Source organism: Polaribacter sp. YIW18 (assembly GCF_057219325.1).
On record NZ_JBXVVE010000009.1, the window covers coordinates 24,461 to 43,550 of the forward strand.

The window sequence follows — 19,090 nt, forward strand, 5'->3', positions numbered from 1 at the left end:
TTTTTATTATTTGGATTTTTTGTTAACTAAACATCCTTACTTGTCATTTCAGACTGAAGTAAGGGTGTTTTTCATGTTGAATTATTTATATTTTTTTTTCTTAAAAGCAGGACTCCAAATATCTTTGTATTCTGGAATCTTATTTTGCATAAGCTTTTGATGAATATGATAAGTAACATTCATCCAATCTTTTCCTTCTATCCAAAGTGGAGTTTTCATTTCTTGTTGCCAAATATGATAAGAAAGAAACATACTATCTAACTGAGATTTATTTTGTTTAGAAATATCATTTATTTCACCTAAATCTTTGTTTAAATTATACATTACAACTCCATAGTTCTGTAAATTAATCATTTTAAAATTACCCTTTCTAACAGCAGATTCTTCCAATTTTCTCCAAAACAATGTTTCATGTGGATTGCCTTTTTTTTCGCCTTTTACATAAGGCAACAAATTTTTGCCATCTAATTGTAATATTTTGGGTTTATTAATTTTAGTAGCACTTAAAGAGGTAGTAAAAATATCTAATGAAGATGATAATCCTTCAAATTTTTGATTTCCATTAACCATTTTTGGCCAACTGATTACAAATGGAACTCTATGACCACCTTCAAATTTATTTCCTTTCCACCCTTTTAGAACTCCTGTAGAAGATTGATTATTATGAGCCCCTCCATTATCACTTAAAAAATAAATTAATGTGTTTTCTCTTTTACCTAGTTCTTCAAGTTTTTCTAAAAGTTTACCTATGTTCTTATCTAAATTCCAAGTCATGGCTGCTAACTTTTGTCTTGGATGATTTATAAATTTTTCTAAATCTTCTTTTTTAGCATGCATTGGAGTGTGAACCGCATTGTAAGACAAGTACATGAAAAATGGTTTCTCTTTTGAATCTGCAACAAATTGAACAGACTGGTCTCCTAAAACATCAGTCATATAGCCATCAAAAACTACACGTTTTCCATTGTGTTGTAGCATTTTTTCTTTTGATGGATTTTCTAATGAGAAATAAGAACGACTTCCCGCTAGAAATCCATAAAACTCATCGAACCCTCTTTGGTTTGGATGATCGGAAGTTTCTTCTCCTAAATGCCATTTTCCTAAAGCATAGGTATTGTAACCATTGTTTTGGAATACATCTGCAATGGTGGTTACGTCATCACTTAAACCAATTCCTCCTGTTCCATTGGCTTCAAAACCAAAACGCTGTTGATATTTTCCTGTGATTAAACCTGCTCTTGAAGGTGCACAAACAGTAGCACTAACATGCGCATCAGTAAAAATTACACCACTTTTAGCTAAGTCATCAATATGAGGCGTTTGTAAATCTTTACTTCCCATAAAACCAAAATCTACATAACCAGCATCATCAACTAAAATAATGATTACGTTAGGTAACTTGTCTTTTGGAGTCTCTAATTTTGATTTACATCCAAAGCTAACAATGAGTGAGAAAAGAAATAATGAGAAAAAACGATTCATTTATAAAAATAATTAGCCATAACTATTGAATGGGAATGATACTGTAAGAAAACGATTGATTTTTTGCTTTAATTTGGTATTGCTCTAAAGGCCTTGTCCACCAACTTGTGTCTCCTCCAACACCCATTTGTTCATTATCTATATTAATATTTACAAAGTCTCTTTTTTTAATATCTATAGTATGGCGTTGTTGTTTGGTTTCGCCAGCATCAAAATCTGAATTGTATTGATGATGCGCACTAAAACCAATATTTTCTGGACCTAACACTTTAATACCTTGTCCTAATCTATTTGTAAATGTTACCCAACGCACATCAGTTCTATAGCCATTTTCTTGAGGCCTGATATATGGAAAATACAATTCTGAAACAGAAGCTTTATAATTACCAACAAATTGCGATGTTTTTCTATCTTGATAATTTTCTAAAGGTCCTCTACCATACCAATTTACTTGATTTAAGTCTTTATTTACAATAAAGTTAGTTCCAAAACGAGGTAAATTAGGCAACGCTTTTTTTAGGTTTTGTAAAGCGCTTTTAATTGTTATTTGCCCAGATGCATCAATTACATACTCCATCTTTATTGCTGCAATGTCTTCAGGCAGTTTATAAGTCATTTCTAGATGTACAGTATTTCCATTAAAACTAATTTTATCTGCGAATAATAAATCAAGTGTCGATTTCTCATCATTTAAAAGCATAGAGGTTAACTCTTGCTTTTCAGTAGCTTTTTTCCAAACACAAAAATGTTTAAGCATGTTGAATCCGTAATCGTTATCTGTGGTTGCTCTCCAAAAATTAGTAGATATTCCTTTTTGGATAATATTTCCGTTTCCGTAATCTAACTTTGATAGTGCTCCTGTTTTCTTATTAAAACTAGCTGTAAAATTTTCTGATTTTAAAACAACTTCGTTTTCAGTGGAAGAAAGCATTAAATGCTCTGTAGAATTTTCTTTGAAATTAGGTATAAAAGTACCTGTTACAAATTGCGCTTTTGCTAGATGAAATCCCTTAGAAAGTAATGGTAAATTTTTATGGGTAGTTGCTAAAAAATTAAGTTGGTATTCATGCTTTTTATCTTCTAATTCAGGTAAATTTAATTGTACTATTTTTGATTTTTGAGGAGCTATATCTAAAACTCCTAAACTTCCAGAGGTTACTTTTTCGCCTTCTTTAAAAAGCTCCCAATCTATTTTAAAGTTAATTAAATTGGTAAAGAAATATTCATTAAAAATTTTTACCTGACCCGTCTTAAAGTTAACATCCGAAAATTGAATGTTTTGATATACTTTTTTCAATTCTTCTAAACCAGGGTGTGGTGTTCTGTCTGGATTTACAATTCCGTTTAAACAAAAATTAGCATCATGTTGCAAGTGAGCAGCTTTAAAATCACCTCCATAACCCCAATATTTTTGTCCGTCTTCTGTTTCAGTTAAAAGACCTTGGTCTACCCAATCCCAAATAAAACCTCCTTGTAACACATCATATTTTCGAATAACGTCCCAATAATCTTTAAAATTCCCCAAACTATTTCCCATAGCATGAGAATATTCACATAAAATTAGAGGTCGTTTTGGGTTGTTTTCTGCGTATTTAATCAATTGAGGAATACGATCGTACATTGGTGCTTGAATGTCTGTATTCTCATATTTAGTTGCGCCTTCGTATTGAGTAGGACGTGTTGCATCATTTTCTTTCAACCAATGATAAGTTGCAAAAAAGTTATCTCCATTTCCTGCCTCATTACCTAAAGACCAAGTAACAATTGAAGGATGATTTTTATCACGCTCAAACATACGAATTGTTCTATCTAAATGAGCGGCTTTCCAATCTTCTCTATAAGCTGGATGTATTTTTTTTATCTCAGGTTTTTTGTCTAAACCTTGGTTAGTTGTCCCCATTCCATGGGTTTCTATATTGGCTTCATCAATTATATAAAAACCATATATATCACACAAGTCGTAAAAAAATGCGTTTTTAGGATAGTGGCTACAGCGAATGGCATTTACATTATTCTGTTTCATTAACCTAAGATCCTTAATGGTTAATGCTTCATCTACCACATGCCCTGTAGTTTCGTCATGATCGTGAAGGTTAACTCCCTTGATTAAAACAGGTTTTCCGTTTACTAAAAATTGGCTATTCTTAATTTTTATATTTCTAAAACCTACTTTTACTGAAGTAGTTTGTAAAAGCACCCCATCAAGATTACTTAATGACAAAACTGCTGTATATAAGTTGGGAGTCTCTCCTGTCCAAGGTTTTACATTTTTGATATTTTCTTTAAAGGTTATGTTTGATTTAGTTTTTGAAATATTAACTGTTTTAGTTTTAGAAAAAATCTGGTTTTTATCATCGTCTAGAAGTGTAACCTCTAATTTTCTTTTTTCAATAGACTGTTTTGTGTTTTTAAGTTCTATATCTATACTAAATACACCATCTTTATAATTGTTTACCAAATCACTACCTACTTTAAAATCATTAATTGCTATTGGGTGGTCTGCTCTTAAATACACATCTCTTTCTATACCACTTAATCTCCAAAAATCTTGATCTTCTATATAACTCGCGTCAGACCAACGTAAAACCTGTACTGCAATCTGATTTTTTCCTGACTTAATATATTTACTAATATTAAACTCAGCTGGGGTTTTACTGCCTTCTGAGTAACCTACTTTTTTTCCATTTATATATACGTACATGGCTCCACTTACACCAGCAAAATGCAAATAAATATCTTTATTTTTCCACTTCGTGGGGATTTCAAAATCACGTTTATAACTTCCTACATTATTTATATTATGAGGAATAAATGGTGGGTTTTTGGGAAAAACATAAACAACATTTGTATAAATAGGCAATCCAAACCCTTTCATCTCCCAGTTAGAAGGTACTGAAATGGTATCCCAACCATCTAAATTGAAATCTTCTTTGTAAAAATTTTCTGGTCTGCCTTGAACACTATCTGAGTAATAAAAATTCCAAGTGCCGTTTAATAACTTATAATTTGAAGATGATTTCCAGTCTTTACCAAGAATTGCATTATCTAAATTGTCGTAATTATGAAAAGTAGCTTTTGGAGATTCTCTATTTATTTGAAATATTTCTGGATTTTCCCATTCTGGATTCTCCCACAATTTCGCGGTATATTTAGGCCTTAATTTTATTTGTTGTTTACAAGAGATCATTAAAAAGGCGAACAAGAATATTCTTAAGAAAAACTTCATGACATGAACATTATAATCGTGAATTAAAAAATAAAAAAACAGACATATAAATACGTCTGTTTTTCTAGTTAAACTTTATCTAATAAAATAGATAGTTAGTAAACAATATTTATTTTACAAATAGTTTTTTAGAAGCTATACTCCCTTTACTATCTTTAATTTTTACCATATACATTCCTGTAGATAAAGAAGAAATATCAAACTGATTTACACCAATGTTAAGAGCATTTACTTTTTTACCTAAAATATTATAAATAGAAATCTCTTTTATAATAGTATTGTTAAAAGTATTTATTTTAAAAATGTTGCTTGCAGGATTAGGAGATAAAGAGATATTATTATTCAACTCAAAGTTTGATATACTTAATGGATTACTATCTAAAATTTGCATTTGATCTATATACAAAAAAGAGTCTGAATCATTTAGTATCTGACCTCCTTCAACGATAGTTCCATCAGCTATATCTGGGTGAAATACTAATTTAAAAAGTGTACTACCTGTAAAACTTGTAGCTGTTTGACTATCGACAATTGGAATTACAATTTGTTCCCATTGAGCTTCTCCAGAATGTAAAGTTGCAGGTCTTATAATACCTCCATTAGTTCCGTTATTATCATCAGCTGTGGCATTAAATCGCATTGCTAAATCAGTTTTTGGTCCATAAACCATAAAACTCAAAAACTTTGTTTCTGCATCTGAAATAGCAATATCTCCAACATCGATACCTGCAAAAATCCACCACTGTGTATCGTTTCTACCAATTTTTAAAACTTTTGCTGTGGTATTATCTCCACTAGCATTGGGGTTATCTACAATTTCGGCGGTAATACCACCACCAACATTTGTTAGTGCATCCTCTGTTGTTCCACTTTCAAAGTCATTAATCATAGTCTGCCCAAACATTAAGTTTGTTGAACCAATTAATAAAATGAATAAATAAGTAATTTTTAGTTTCATAATAAAGTATTTAGTTAAAATTATTTGTATAAAACTAGTCGATTTTATTAAAACTTAAATGGATTAATATCTTCAAAACATAGACAAAAACACTTTCATTGCTTTTAATTCATTTTCCAAACTCTAATATAATCTACTTTAGCTTCTGTAAACTCTCCTATATTTCTTTCTGAAAAATTAGTATTTGCAGCGCCTCCAAAACTTGCACCTGTAGATAACCATAAGAATTCTTCAACTTGCGGAACCCATATACCTTGATAGCGTGTTTTAAATTGCCCATCATAATAAACCTCTAACTTATCTTCGTTCCAAAGTAACCCAAAAGTATGGTAACCAGAGTGAAGACCAGGAGTTTCATAACGTCTTGTATTTGCTTTATGGCTTTGTCCATAGCCATCTATATGCACTACACTTTTTGTGTAATCACCAATCCAAGCAGATTCAAAAACATCTATTTCTGCGCCGTCATTACCTGTACCATCTATATTCCCCATATTATCTCCTTGCAACCAAAGAGCGGTATGAGTGCCAAAAAAAGTTTCTGCAATTTTTATTTTAGCTTCTATATAACCGTATTTAAATTCGAATAAATTATTTGTAAAAACACCTCCACAATGCAGTACATCATTAGCTACTTTTTCGCTTTTAAGAACTAAGTTTCCCTCTTTATAACTTACATTTTCTGGTTTCCAAAACCATTGATTGATACCAACTCCTGGACGAGCTGCTCTACTTTTTGCAGAGTTATTTTTGGTCCATTTAGTAGGTTCGAATTTATCAAAATTATCTTCGAACATTAAAATCCAATTGCTTGTATTTTCTGAATTAAGCAATGGTTTTGCGGCTGCAACTGTATCATCATCTAAATCATTAAATTGTTCGTCATCAGGTGATGTAGAATTACCCTCTGAACAGGAAACAAACACAAATGCGAATAAAATAAGACTAAATAAAAACTGACTGCTTTGAATATTAAATTTGATGTACATTTTTAATTTTTTTAGGTGATATATTATTATTGATAAATATCTTTTGCAGAGAAATTAGATTGTTTCCCCCTTAATTTTAAAGACTTTATATCTTCTATATTTATTGAGTTTGAAGGATTAAAAGAGCTGCTTTTCATGTAATTGACAACACTATGTTTTAACTGTCTAGCAACAGGTCTTTTATTTAAATTTGAAGTTAAGTCTATAGATGAAAACACCAATTGACCTTTACCAACTTTAGCTTCGAATAAATTGGTTAAGTGGTGATTGGTTACAAAATTATCGATTACTCTAACCAATGGTTTTGTGTTAATTGAATCTACTATTAAAGATTTTGAGTTGATACATAAATCCCACCATTGCCAGTTACTATAAGAATCTGTTGGGAATTTATTAAATGCTGGATGTTTTTCATCTAACAATACTCCCATTGTTGCTGGTTGATTTGGAAAGTGAACAGGACTCCAAAATACAGGAACAAAACGACCTGTAATTCCTTTTAATGATTTTGGGTTTGGGTTTAAAAATACCTTTTTCCCTTTTTGCAATGCTTTTTCGGCTACTGCTATAGATGCTGTAAAAACTATATCATCATCTGTAGTAGAAATATTTTTAGGATACACCCAAATATTCCAACTATTCTTATATTTCGTATTGTTTACACTAAGTGTTATGGTTAATTTTTTAGCCTGATTAATTTTAATAGTATGGACAATTTTACCTAAATCGGTATTGTTGCCTATCATTAAGTTTACATCTGTTAAAGATCCTTTTTTTACTACATTTTTTGCTTCATCAGTAATAACCCAATCTATAGTTTTATTTTTTAACTCTTTATAAAAATTAGCAATTTCTATAGAAGCTTCAAATGTTTCTCCATTTTCATAAACTGCTTTTTCAAATCGAATTAGCGGAACTAACTCACTATTAAATTGACTAAATTCTTCTGCAGAAATTACACCTTTAGATTCCCAAAATGCATTTAACAAACCAACTAAAGCTGTACCTTGACCTGGAAAATCTTGCAATTGTAATAATTGAAAACCATCAAAACTTGGTGTTTTTAATGCGCGTTCTATTTCTTCTTTGTATAATAATGCTGCTAATTTTCCTGAAGCATACGTAAAATCAGGAGCTAAATCGATAAGTCCTTTTTTCTCTAAATCATTTTTTACAGCAATAAAATTTAACGGTTTTAATACCCCTGTATATTTTTCGATTTCACTCATATCAGGGTATACAGAATATTGTCCTATTTCATGGGATACTAAAGGTACATTTATATGACCTGCTCCTGATGTGTAATCTGCATTAAAGTGAGGTGCTTTTGCATTAAAAATACCTTGACCTCTAATCCATCCTTTATCTGTCCATTGTGCAATAAAAAACTCATCTTCTTTTTCTGGTCTTGTACCAGTTGGTTGTTGAAATGAAAATGCAGTAGTTGCATACAAATGTCTATTATCTTTAGGTTTTAAATCCGCAACCATATCATTTAAAACACTGATGTCTCCTTGTAACTCATTACCTAAAGCCATAAAAATAAACGATGGATGATTTCCGTAATCTTTAATTATTTTATCTGCTTCTTGTTTTAAAAACTTGGTTGTTTTTTTGTCTTCACCAACTTTTAAACTCCAATGAGGCAATTCTACTTGCACATAAAACCCTGCTTCATCTGCAGCTTCAAATGCAGTTTTTGGTGGACACCATGAATGAAAACGTAAGTGATTTAATCCATAATCTTTAGCTTGCTTTATCAATGTAGCCCATTCTTCTTTTTTTGTTGGGGGATGTCCTGTTAATGGAAAAATTACACATTCTAAATTTCCTCTTAAGAAAATTCGCTTATCATTTAATAACAAATCTCCACCCTTACTGCTCACATACTTATAACCAAATCTAGCACTAGTTGTACCTGTATTGGTAACTACCTCAACATCATATAATTTAGGATTAAATTCGTCCCATAACTCTAAATCGTTAGGTTTATTTATTTCTAATACAAACTCATTTCCTTCAGTTTTAGAGGTCTTCACTTTATTGTTATACACCTCAACACCATCAGTAGATTTTATTATTAGGCTTACAGACTCTCCAACTTGACTAGGTTGCGTAAATGTTAATTTCAATTTATTAAGCGCTGCATTTGGGTAGATTTGAATGTTTTCTGGTTCGTCTTTATCGTGAGCAACTAACTCCATATCGCCTAAAATACCATTCCATTTTATTTGCGTATGATTAGTGTAAGCATGAGCCATATCTTGATTAACCTTAACTGGATACATTGTTCCTGCAACATTAATCAGTGGAAACTTATTAGAATTGTCTATACAAATTGTAAGCAAATGTTTTCCTGGAGTTAGGTTATTGGTTAGGTTATAATTGTGACTACTAACAAGACTATTTGCGCTTCCTATCAATTTACCATCTATATAAACTGATGATTCCCAAATGATACGTTCTAAACCTAATTGAATATTTTTATCTTTCCAAGAAGTTGGAATTTCTATTTCTTTTTGATACCATGCTTTACCAATATATTGATACTTTCTGGTTAAATTAGACATTACATAATTGTTAATAGCAGGCTTTAGCGTATCTGGTGTTCCAATTTCTGCACCATCTAAAGTGTTTGGTAAGTTTATAGAAGTTCCTTTAAATTTATTGTTGGCCCAACCTTGTGAATTACCAATATTTGTTGAATCTAGCTTTACTTGCCATTGACCAGAAATATCTATCTTATGAATCTTGGAAGTACAAGAACTTAAAATTAAAAGCGCTATTATAATTGTAATGTGGAGTATTTTTCTCATATGTTTTTCAGTTTTTTTATGTACTGCTTAAATCGTGTTTTTTATTTTTTGACTATTGATAAAATCATGGCACGAACTCTTAACATGCCCTTTAAGATTAGGTCTTTCTAATAGCTCTAAAACTGCTATTTCAAATGGTTTTCTATCTTTAAAATAAAGCATATAATTTATACTCATTAAGGATAACTGCCAATCTTGATTGCTACTCTTACAATATTTGTTTAAAACTTGTATTGCTTTATTATTTTTATCAAATTTTTGATATAATAAAGCAGAAATCGTTATAGAAACTGGAGGGTAATTATCTAAAAGCGATTTATTTAATTGCTTTTGATAAGATTGTAAAGAAGCTTTGTCTTGAGACATTAATCCAATGCTTGCCCAATAACGTACCATAGCATTTTTATGTTTTAAGTAGGCTATTTGAGCTTTAGTAATATCTTTTCCTTTTTTACCAGACAAAGATGCTACTTTGTAAATCTCATCAAAATTATATTCGGATGTTTTTAAACGGTATTCGTAAGGTGTTTGTTTTTCTGAAATTTTAGCCATTTCATATTCTGGCATAAACATGATGTCTTTCGCCTTTAAAAGCTCAGCATCCATAAATTGCCTCATATTATCAACAATAGACTTATACTTTGGATTACCAGCTAAATTATTGGTTTCCCAAATATCATTTTCAATATCATATAATACTTCGTATGGCCGTTCATTAAAAATACCAGACTGTAATGCATTAAGTTTACCGTCTTTTAAGTCTTTTCGCATGTGTTTGGTTATATCTGCTATTTCTAAATAATTGATATAACGCACTTCTGGTATAAATGGCATATAGTTTCTTGAATAAATATACTTGCCATCTGTTACACTTCTTACTAAATCTAAGCCATTATCTACTCGATCTGTAGAAAGCAATAACAACTCATTCTTTAATTTTGAATTAACTTTAAAAAAAGATTTACCCTTCATATATTCTGGAGGTTCTCCTCCTAATAAATCTATCATACTTGGTCCTAAATCTTCAAAACTAAAAAGTTCTTCAGAAATTCCTCCTGTTTTCCAAGGTGATAAATGCTTGTATTTTTCTGGAAACCAAACTATAAATGGTACTCTATATCCTAAATTTATTCCATTAGTTTTTCCTCTTGGAATTCCTTCTCCATGATCTCCATAAAAGAAAATAATAGTATCATCTTTTAAGCCATCATCCTTTAGCTTTTGTAGTAATTCACCAATTCTATTATCAGTTAATTTAATAGAATTATAAACTCTTGCAAATTGCTTACGCATTTCTGGAGTGTCATTATAAAAAGGAGGCATTTCAAAAGCATTATCGGCTATTCTATCTTCTTCTGGTAGATAATTCCAAACATGCTTTACATATTGCTTAAAAGACCAAGACATGGTTCTTGATTGATGTGACTCAGCAAAATTAAATACTGAAAAAAAAGGTTGCCCTTCTTGTCTATCTTTCCAAGTTGCCTTATTAGAACTTTCGTCCCAAGCTTCTTTTATGAATTCTCTTTCGTTAGCAATATTATAATCTGTTTTTGAATTATTAGTAGTATAATATCCTAGTTGTTTTAAATAATAAGAAAATCCTTTTATATAATTTGGAATTGGATATTGACTTCTTTGGTGCCCTGTACCTGTTCTAAAAGTTCTAGCTCCTGTAATTATGGTAGATCTACTTGCTGAACATACTGTACCTGTTGAAAATGCATTGGTGAAACGAACACCTTCTTTTGCCAATTTATCGATTACAGGTGTACTAGCATTTTCATTGCCATAACAACCCATAAATTGTGGAGAGGTGTCCTCAATGGTTATCCATAGAACATTTGGTTTATCTTTAGATTTACAAGATAAAATTGTTAAACAGCATAATATGTAGAATAAGTATTTCATAACAGTTTATTCTCCTAAAATTTCACTTAATTTTGCCTTCATTTTAGCAACAACTTCTGGATAATTTAAAGCTATATTATTTTTTTCTGATGGATCTTCATGCAAATTAAATAATTGCACTTCATCTCTAAATCCAGGATCTACAAATTTTTGTACAATCCAATTAGGTACAGGTTTCTTTTTAGGTTGTATGTATTTCCACTTTCCCTTTCTTAAACCGTAAGTATATGCTTCTTCTAATAAAAATTTACGCCCTTTATTCGATTTTCCTAACCACGATTTTAAAAAATCTTGACTATCTGGTGCAGCACCTTTTTCAACATCTTGCTTTACTAAACAAGCCAGAGATTTATACAAATCTACTTGAGATAGCAACGCAGAACTTGTGCCTGGTTTTACTTCTTTTGGCCAATGCACTATTGTTGGCATTCTTGTTCCTGCCTCATAAACAGAATATTTACTACCTCTATAAACGCCTCCTGGTTTATGATTACCAACTAATTCTCTAGCGTAATCTACATATCCGTCATCTAAAATTGGTCCGTTATCACTTGTAAAAATGATTAACGTATTTTCTAAAAGGTTTTGTTTTTTTAGACTTTCTGTAATTTGACCTACACACCAATCCATTTGCGCAATAACGTCTCCACGAGGTCCCATAGTACTGCTTTCTACAAACTTAATATTAGCTATTCTTGGTTGATGAATATCGTGTAAAGAAAAATACAAAAAGAACGGATTTTCTTTATTATCTTCTATAAAACTATTAGCAGTTTCAGAAAGCACAAAAGGGATATCTTCATCAACCCAAAGCGCATCTTTTCCGCCTTTCATATAACCAATTCTACTAATTCCATTAATTACAGCTCCTTGATGATAAGGATCTGTATGTTGTTTTAATAATTCTGGATGTTTAAACCCCCAAGGGTAGCCTTCAATTCTTGTACCATAACTTACAGTTATTGGATCATTAATATCTAAACCAACAACTTCTTGATTTTCCAAAAATACAGTAGGAACTCTATCTCCAGTTGCAGGAATTAAAAAACTATAATCAAAACCAACTTCTTTTGGACCTAAAGGAATACGCTTGTTCCAGTCTATTTTTCCTTTACCCAAACCTAAGTGCCATTTACCAACTACGCCTGTTGTATATCCTGCTTTTTGTAACATTTTTGGTAACGTCTCCTTTTTAGTGTCAATTATTAAAGGAGCATCACCCTCTAAAATAGCCGCATTATTTCTAAATGCATAACTACCCGTTAATAATGAGTAACGAGATGGTGTACAAGTTGCAGCAGAACAGTGTGCGTCAGTATGGTTTAGTCCATTTTTTGCTAAAGTATCTATATAAGGTGTTTTTACCCCAATTGCACCATTTACTCCAATATCACCAAAACCTAAATCATCTACATAAATGATGACAATATTGGGTTTATCCTCTTGAGAAAAAACAGTACTATTTACTCCCGTAAGGAAGAAAATAATACTGTAATACATTACATATTTAAAGTTCATGAAGTTTAGTAATATTATGAAACACCAACCAATTGTGCATGAATATTTGCTGGTATATGAGATAAGTTCGTATGTTTTACTTTATCAAAAGCTTCAATAGCTTCAGCATCATTACCTTTTCCTAACTGACCAAGACCAATTAAGTAGTTACAATGAATTTTATTGATAATATTTAAATCTTCTTCCCATATTAATAAATCTGGTAGTGAAATAGCAAAGTAATCTAACTTTACATCATCATTCATGTGATTTATACCATAATTTAAAAGATTTTCAAATCTCTTTTTTGCTTTTTTAGATTTTCCTAATTTTTGTAATGCCAACCCTTGATAGAAAATCTTATCTGGTTGTTGATCATTATAAAATATTGCAGGACTTGGATCACTTAAGCCTTCTGATGCTAATTCAAAAAATTCCTTAGCTTTCTCAACATTCCCTAAACCTTCATATGCACAACCTAACCAATAGTCAATATCATTTTCAACTGTACCATGTAATTTACCTTCTCCTAAATTATGAGGATATGTTTTTGCTGCAGTTAACAACTCTATTGCATAATCAAAATTCTTAAGGTTGATGTTTTTCTTAGCTAGTTCTGTATAACAAGTTAAATATTGAAATGGCACTTTACCTTCTCCTCCTTCCCAAGGATGAAACTGGCGGTTTTCTATCAATTCTTTAGCTTTTTCGAAGTCACCTTTTAGGTTGTATAATGAAATTCGCTCTAAATATAAATCGTCTCTAGAATTGGTTAAATCTATATATTGTTCTAAAAGAGATAAACGCTTGTCTATAGAAATATTTATTTTCTTATACAGTTGATCCAACTCCATTAACAATCTAGCATCTGTATTATCTAGCTCAAAAGCGGTTTCTAAATGTTTTACTGCCAATTCTTTTTGATTGGTTTTATTGTAATACAATAATGCCAGATTACGATGAATAATAGCAAAGCGGTCATCTAACTTCACGGATGTTTCCCAACATTCTTGTGCTTCCTTATATTGTCTATTTGCATACCAAAAGTTACCTACATAATAAAATGCTTTGGCATCAGATGGGTTCGCTTTACAAGCAGCTTGTAACGCTAAAACTTCTTCTATTTTATTTGGGAAACAATATTTATCTGACATTTGAGGTGCTTTTTTGTAAGCTTCTAATGCATTTGTATGATCTCCTTTTTGATCGTAAAACCATCCCATAAAGTAGTATACCATAGGATAAACATTGAAATTTTCTCCTGTATGCACTTTTAATAAAGTAATAGCTTCATCAAACTGACCTGCCGAAGCATAATCTAGAGAAAACTCAATATAATTATGAGCATTATTTCTTAAAATATGTTTAAGAACTTCTAAATCTTCTTGTTTGTTTGATAAAATATAACGTTCGTATAAAACCCCAAAATTAAATTTATCTATAGCTAAAGATTCTTCTATTAATTTACTAGCAGCTTCTAGTTTACCTTGTTTTCTTAAAATAACAACTTTTAAATGTCTTGCTTTATGATTGTGCCAGTTTTTAATTAATGCTCTACCTACAAGGTCTAACGCTTTTTCTAAATCACCTTTAGAACAATCTATTTGAGCCAAATTAAAATAACCTGCATCTTGCCATTGTGCATTCCAACACGCTTTAAAGAAACTTGCGTAAGCTTCTTCTTTTTTTCCTAAGAAATTTAAAGCCAACCCTTTATTAAAGTAAGGCTCTCCATCATAAGGGTTTGGATTATGACTTGTTAACGTTTCAATAGCCGTATTAAAATATTTGATAGATTTTTCTAACTGCCCTTTGCGCATATACCAAAGCCCCATTGCATTATTACAACGCACATCTTTTGGTGCTCTTCTTAGTGCTTCTTCATAGTAATTTGTAGCATTAAATGTAGCGTGCCTGTACTGCTCTAAATGTAAACCTCTTAAATATAAACCTTCTACAGTATCTATATCTTTAGGGTCTTTTGCTGCTTTTGCAGGTTCAGGAATTTCTTCTGATAAATCTTTATCTGGTTCCCATGAAACCAATACTTTTCCAGCAGCATCATTTACTGAAATTTGTAAATCATCAAAAGTATGACTTCCAATTTCTATATATTGCTCAAAACCTAGCTCTGGAGAAAGGTTTAAAACTTCTTCATGTAATACTTTTTCATTAGCTTTTAAAGTAATGACACTATTACTATAGGTAGACGTAACATGAACTTTTACTAAAGCTTTACCATCAACCATTTCTAGGTTTACTAAAGCCTCTTTGGTTGCATTTTTTACTACACCAACATTATAATAAGGCATAAAATACTGCTTAAAGCTTTTCTCTTCGTAAGGATGCATCCAAGAGAAATCTGGCTGATTGTCTGTGTACACACCACACATTAATTCAATATATGGTCCATCTGCATCTGTTAAATTTCGATCCCATGCTTTTCCAAATTCTCCATTACCCCAAGTCCACTGTTTTTTACCTGGTGAAACATTATTGTCTGCTACGTGTAATAATCCTCCTTTTGAATCATTTTCGTAACCACCTACAAAATCATATTTTGAGGTAATTGCCATATAACTTGTTGGCACAGGAATATTCTTATATCTAGAAATATCTGTTCCTGGTGCGTAATCTACTTTGTAGTATTCTCCTTTTGCAATTGGGAATTCAGAAACATCACGTTTTCCATGATCAAAAACGGCATTTACATCTGGTGGAAATACAGATTGATAGTGATCGTTAACTGCTACAGCAGGATTTGCCCACCATAAAAAAGTTTGCGGATGTGGCGTTCTATTATACAAATGTGCTTTAATTTCTATGAAAGCTTTGTCTGGGTGCAATGTAAAACCTGCCATACCTTTAGTACGAAACATACGTTCTAATTCACTTACCCAAATAGTTTTACTTCCATCCTCATTTTCTTCTATATAAAAATCTGTTGGGTCGTAAGTACTTGGTCTATGATGTTGTGGCCAGTTAAATTCTATTCCTCCAGAAATCCAAGGACCAGTTAAACCCACAAGTGCTGGTTTTATAACATGATTGTAATACACAAAATCACGTTTACGAACCTTATCATAAGCCCTTTGAATTCTTCCTCCTAAAGCAGGTAAAATCATTAATTTTATATAATCATTTTCTATAAAAATAGCATCCCATTCTTTATCTACTTTAGTGTCACTAATTTTTTCGATTACAGGATGTGGATAAACTGCTCCACTACTCGCTTGATATACACGTTTTTCTAAAAAAACAGGATATTTTTCTGGTGTTCCAACTTCATAAGTAGGAATGATAACTTTTTCTTCCCAGGCTTTTACAGTTTTCATATTTCGATGTTTTTAAATACTAATAAAATGAGTATTAATTTTTTAATATTCTTTTTAGTTGGTTGTTTGTAATATTTACTTTTGGGTTAAAAGCATCACTAACCATATAGTTTTCTAAACTATACAATAATTGTTGTGCTTCTAATCGTTCTTTTAAATTTGTATGTAAATCTATACCAGAAAACAATAGCCTACCTTTACCCACTTTTGCTTCTAAAAGAAGTGCTGTTTTTCTGTTTTTAAACCAATCGTCTATAACTCTAACAATTGGATTTAATTCTGGAATTTCGTTAAAAATAATTACGTTTGAATGGCTCACAGCATCCCACCATTGCCAGTTTGAATGGTATTCTGTTGGGAAATGTGCTAACGCTGGATGCTCAGGATTACATAAAATACCTAGTGTATGTGGTTTTTGGTCGTTAGTCCATGAAGTATTCCAAAAAATACTTGAAAACCCGATTCCTATATCTCCTCCATATTCTGGAGTAATGTCTCCTTTGGTTATGTTCAATAAAACATTTCCACCGTTATTTAAATAAGCTAATGTTTTGTTATCTAACTTACTGGTTACTATATAATTTTTTGTAGTTTTTATTGATGGTTTTTCATTAGGATACACCCAAACATCCCAACTATTTTTAAACTCATTAACAGAGATACTTAACGTTAATTTTTGAGCTTTATTAATTTTTTTAAAAGATTGATTTACTAGACCTAATTGAATTCCATTTCCTAACGGAATGTTAGTTGTTTTTAATTCTCCCTCAGAAAAAATACTCCCATCAGTATTTGTGAATGTCCATTTTGGAGTTACATTCTGCAATGTTTTTTCTCCGAAATGAGCAATTTCGATTGTTGCAGATAGCGTTTCTGTATTTTTAAAAGTTCTTTTTTCTAAACGCGCTAACGGAACTGTAGTACCACTAAATTGTTTAAATTCTTCTGGCGTTACATATCCTTTTTCATCCCAAAAAGCATCTAAAACCCCTACCAAAGCTGTTCCTTGACCAGGAAAATCGTGTAAATCTAGTAATTGAAAACCAGCCATTCCTTTAGTTCTTAAAGCTGCTTCTATATCTGCTTTATAACACAGCGTTTGTAATTTACCTGATGCTTTTAAATATTCATCTGCCAAATGCAGCATACCATTTTCTTCTAAAGTTTCTTTAAAAATTTCAAAGTTTTTAGGTTTTAATACACCTGTATACTTATCCATTTCTTTAAAATTTGGATATACACACCATTGACCCATTTCATGACTTACATAAGGCATTGGTGTTTTATCTATAAACTTGCTCCAATCAAACTCTGTTTGAGGGAGTTTGGCGTTAATTATACTTTTTAAGTTTTCGTTCCAACCTTGAATTCTAGGGCCTCTATGATTATAATAATCCATATTATCTAGATACGGATAACCAGTACCACTTGTGTATAAACGTCTGTTATCAAAATTCTTAAAGTGATTTACGTATTTTGTTAAATATTCTTTGTGATGCTTGCCACTTGGTTCGTTCCCATAGGTCATCATAACAAACGACGGATGATTACCGTAAGCATTTATGATAGCTTCTCCTTCTTTATACAACCATGTATCAACCGGGTTTCCATCTCCTAAATTTGCTAACCATGCAGAGGCTTCTGCTTGAATATAAACGCCCATTTCATCTGCTGCATCAAAAGCAGCTTCTGGAGGACACCAAGAATGAAAACGCATGTGGTTTAAACCGTGTGCTTGTATAATCTTAAAAATACGTTTCCAAGATTCTATATCTGTAGGTGGATATCCTGTTTTAGGAAAAATAGCACATTCTAAAGTTCCTCTTAAATAAATTGGACGTTCATTAATTTTGAAAATGGTTCCATCTGCTTTAAACTCTCGCATTCCAAAATTAATACGCTTTTTATCAATACCTTCTTTAAATTTTAAAGTGAGTTGCATTTCATAAAGATTCGGATTAAATTCATCCCATAGCTTAGGATTCATACCCATGCTAAAATTTACAACAACCTCATTATTTGAACCTAACTGAATATCACTTACAACCTCTTCTAAAATATTTTCTTTATTTCCTTTTTCTTGTACTTTAATACTTAATTCTGGTTTAACATCACCAACATAATTTTCTATTTTAGCAACAATCTTTACAGTTTTATTAGAAATATTTGGATATAATTTAACCAGACCTAGTGCTACTTTTGTAGAAGCTTTTAGCTGGATATTTCCAACAATACCATTCCAATTTGTTTGGGTGTTATCAGAAATACTATGCGCATCTTTACCAACATCAATATCTTTTATCCTGTTATCAACACGAATAGAGATAGTATGTTCTCCAGGGCTTAAAGTATCTCCTAAATTATAATCATGTGAAGTAGCCAAGGTATTCTGCATACCTACTTTTTTGTTATCTACCCAAACTGTAGACTCCCAATGTACACGTTCTAAATGAAGGTTAATTTTTTTATTTTTCCAATTCTCTGGAATAGTTATTGTTTTTTGATACCAAGCAGCCCCTTTATAATCTTTAACTGGCGTTAACCAAAAAGGCACTTTTACATTCCCTTCTTTTCGGTATTTTGCCATTTTAGGATCTTTATACCACAAACTGTCATTCCACATATTACCTGTCCAATTTGTGTTAACAGTAATATCATTTCCTTTACCGTTTTCTGCCATTGAACCTGGCAATTGAATAACTTCATCCAATTGTTTTGTAAACCAATATTCAGTTTCACCCACATCTGTAGAATCTATCTTAAAACTCCATTTACCTGATAAATCTATTTCTTTTTGCTGATGGTCTACACAAGCTGTTAATGCTAATATTGACAAGCAAATAGTTAAAATATATTTATGTTTAGGAAACTTCATT

General features: G+C 31.3%; 9 protein-coding genes. All 9 read right to left on the bottom strand.

What is annotated here, in order from left to right; translation table 11 throughout:
* Positions 1-81: 81 nt before the first annotated feature.
* On the bottom strand, positions 82-1,482 hold the full coding sequence (locus AC2D6T_RS10130; RefSeq protein ID WP_347186847.1) for a sulfatase-like hydrolase/transferase: 1,401 nt from the start codon (positions 1,480-1,482) through the stop codon (positions 82-84).
* Positions 1,483-1,504: 22 nt separating this feature from the next.
* On the bottom strand, positions 1,505-4,708 hold the full coding sequence (gene lacZ, locus AC2D6T_RS10135; protein WP_484681413.1) for a beta-galactosidase, LacZ type: 3,204 nt from the start codon (positions 4,706-4,708) through the stop codon (positions 1,505-1,507).
* Positions 4,709-4,817: 109 nt separating this feature from the next.
* The gene (locus tag AC2D6T_RS10140; protein WP_484681414.1) at positions 4,818-5,666 is read right to left on the bottom strand and encodes a T9SS type A sorting domain-containing protein; all 849 of its coding nucleotides are present in this window, start codon (positions 5,664-5,666) and stop codon (positions 4,818-4,820) included.
* Between the two features lie 104 nt (positions 5,667-5,770).
* Entirely contained in the window at positions 5,771-6,655 is an 885-nt protein-coding gene (locus AC2D6T_RS10145) for a glycoside hydrolase family 16 protein (protein ID WP_484681415.1), read from the bottom strand.
* A 26-nt stretch (positions 6,656-6,681) separates the two neighbouring features.
* A complete protein-coding gene (locus AC2D6T_RS10150; protein ID WP_484681416.1) occupies positions 6,682-9,471 on the bottom strand; it encodes a glycoside hydrolase family 2 protein in 2,790 nt (929 codons plus the stop codon).
* A 27-nt stretch (positions 9,472-9,498) separates the two neighbouring features.
* Positions 9,499-11,382, bottom strand: a complete 1,884-nt coding sequence (locus tag AC2D6T_RS10155) for a sulfatase family protein (protein WP_347186292.1) — start codon at positions 11,380-11,382, stop codon at positions 9,499-9,501.
* A gap of 6 nt (positions 11,383-11,388) precedes the next feature.
* A complete protein-coding gene (locus AC2D6T_RS10160) occupies positions 11,389-12,900 on the bottom strand; it encodes a sulfatase family protein (RefSeq protein WP_484681417.1) in 1,512 nt (503 codons plus the stop codon).
* 14 nt (positions 12,901-12,914) lie between these two features.
* Positions 12,915-16,214 carry a DUF5107 domain-containing protein gene (locus tag AC2D6T_RS10165; RefSeq protein WP_484681418.1) on the bottom strand — a complete coding sequence of 1,100 codons (3,300 nt, stop codon included), beginning with the start codon at positions 16,212-16,214 and terminating at the stop codon, positions 12,915-12,917.
* A 34-nt stretch (positions 16,215-16,248) separates the two neighbouring features.
* Complete coding sequence (locus AC2D6T_RS10170) at positions 16,249-19,089, bottom strand: sugar-binding domain-containing protein (protein WP_484681419.1); 2,841 nt, start codon at positions 19,087-19,089, stop codon at positions 16,249-16,251.
* Between the last annotated feature and the right edge of the window lies 1 nt (position 19,090).

Coding starts and splice junctions, on each gene's coding strand:
- AC2D6T_RS10130 (WP_347186847.1), bottom strand. CDS start 1,482: ATGAATCGTTTTTTCTCATTATTTCTTTTCTCACTCATTGTTAGCTTT.
- lacZ (WP_484681413.1), bottom strand. CDS start 4,708: ATGAAGTTTTTCTTAAGAATATTCTTGTTCGCCTTTTTAATGATCTCT.
- AC2D6T_RS10140 (WP_484681414.1), bottom strand. CDS start 5,666: ATGAAACTAAAAATTACTTATTTATTCATTTTATTAATTGGTTCAACA.
- AC2D6T_RS10145 (WP_484681415.1), bottom strand. CDS start 6,655: ATGTACATCAAATTTAATATTCAAAGCAGTCAGTTTTTATTTAGTCTT.
- AC2D6T_RS10150 (WP_484681416.1), bottom strand. CDS start 9,471: ATGAGAAAAATACTCCACATTACAATTATAATAGCGCTTTTAATTTTA.
- AC2D6T_RS10155 (WP_347186292.1), bottom strand. CDS start 11,382: ATGAAATACTTATTCTACATATTATGCTGTTTAACAATTTTATCTTGT.
- AC2D6T_RS10160 (WP_484681417.1), bottom strand. CDS start 12,900: ATGAACTTTAAATATGTAATGTATTACAGTATTATTTTCTTCCTTACG.
- AC2D6T_RS10165 (WP_484681418.1), bottom strand. CDS start 16,214: ATGAAAACTGTAAAAGCCTGGGAAGAAAAAGTTATCATTCCTACTTAT.
- AC2D6T_RS10170 (WP_484681419.1), bottom strand. CDS start 19,089: ATGAAGTTTCCTAAACATAAATATATTTTAACTATTTGCTTGTCAATA.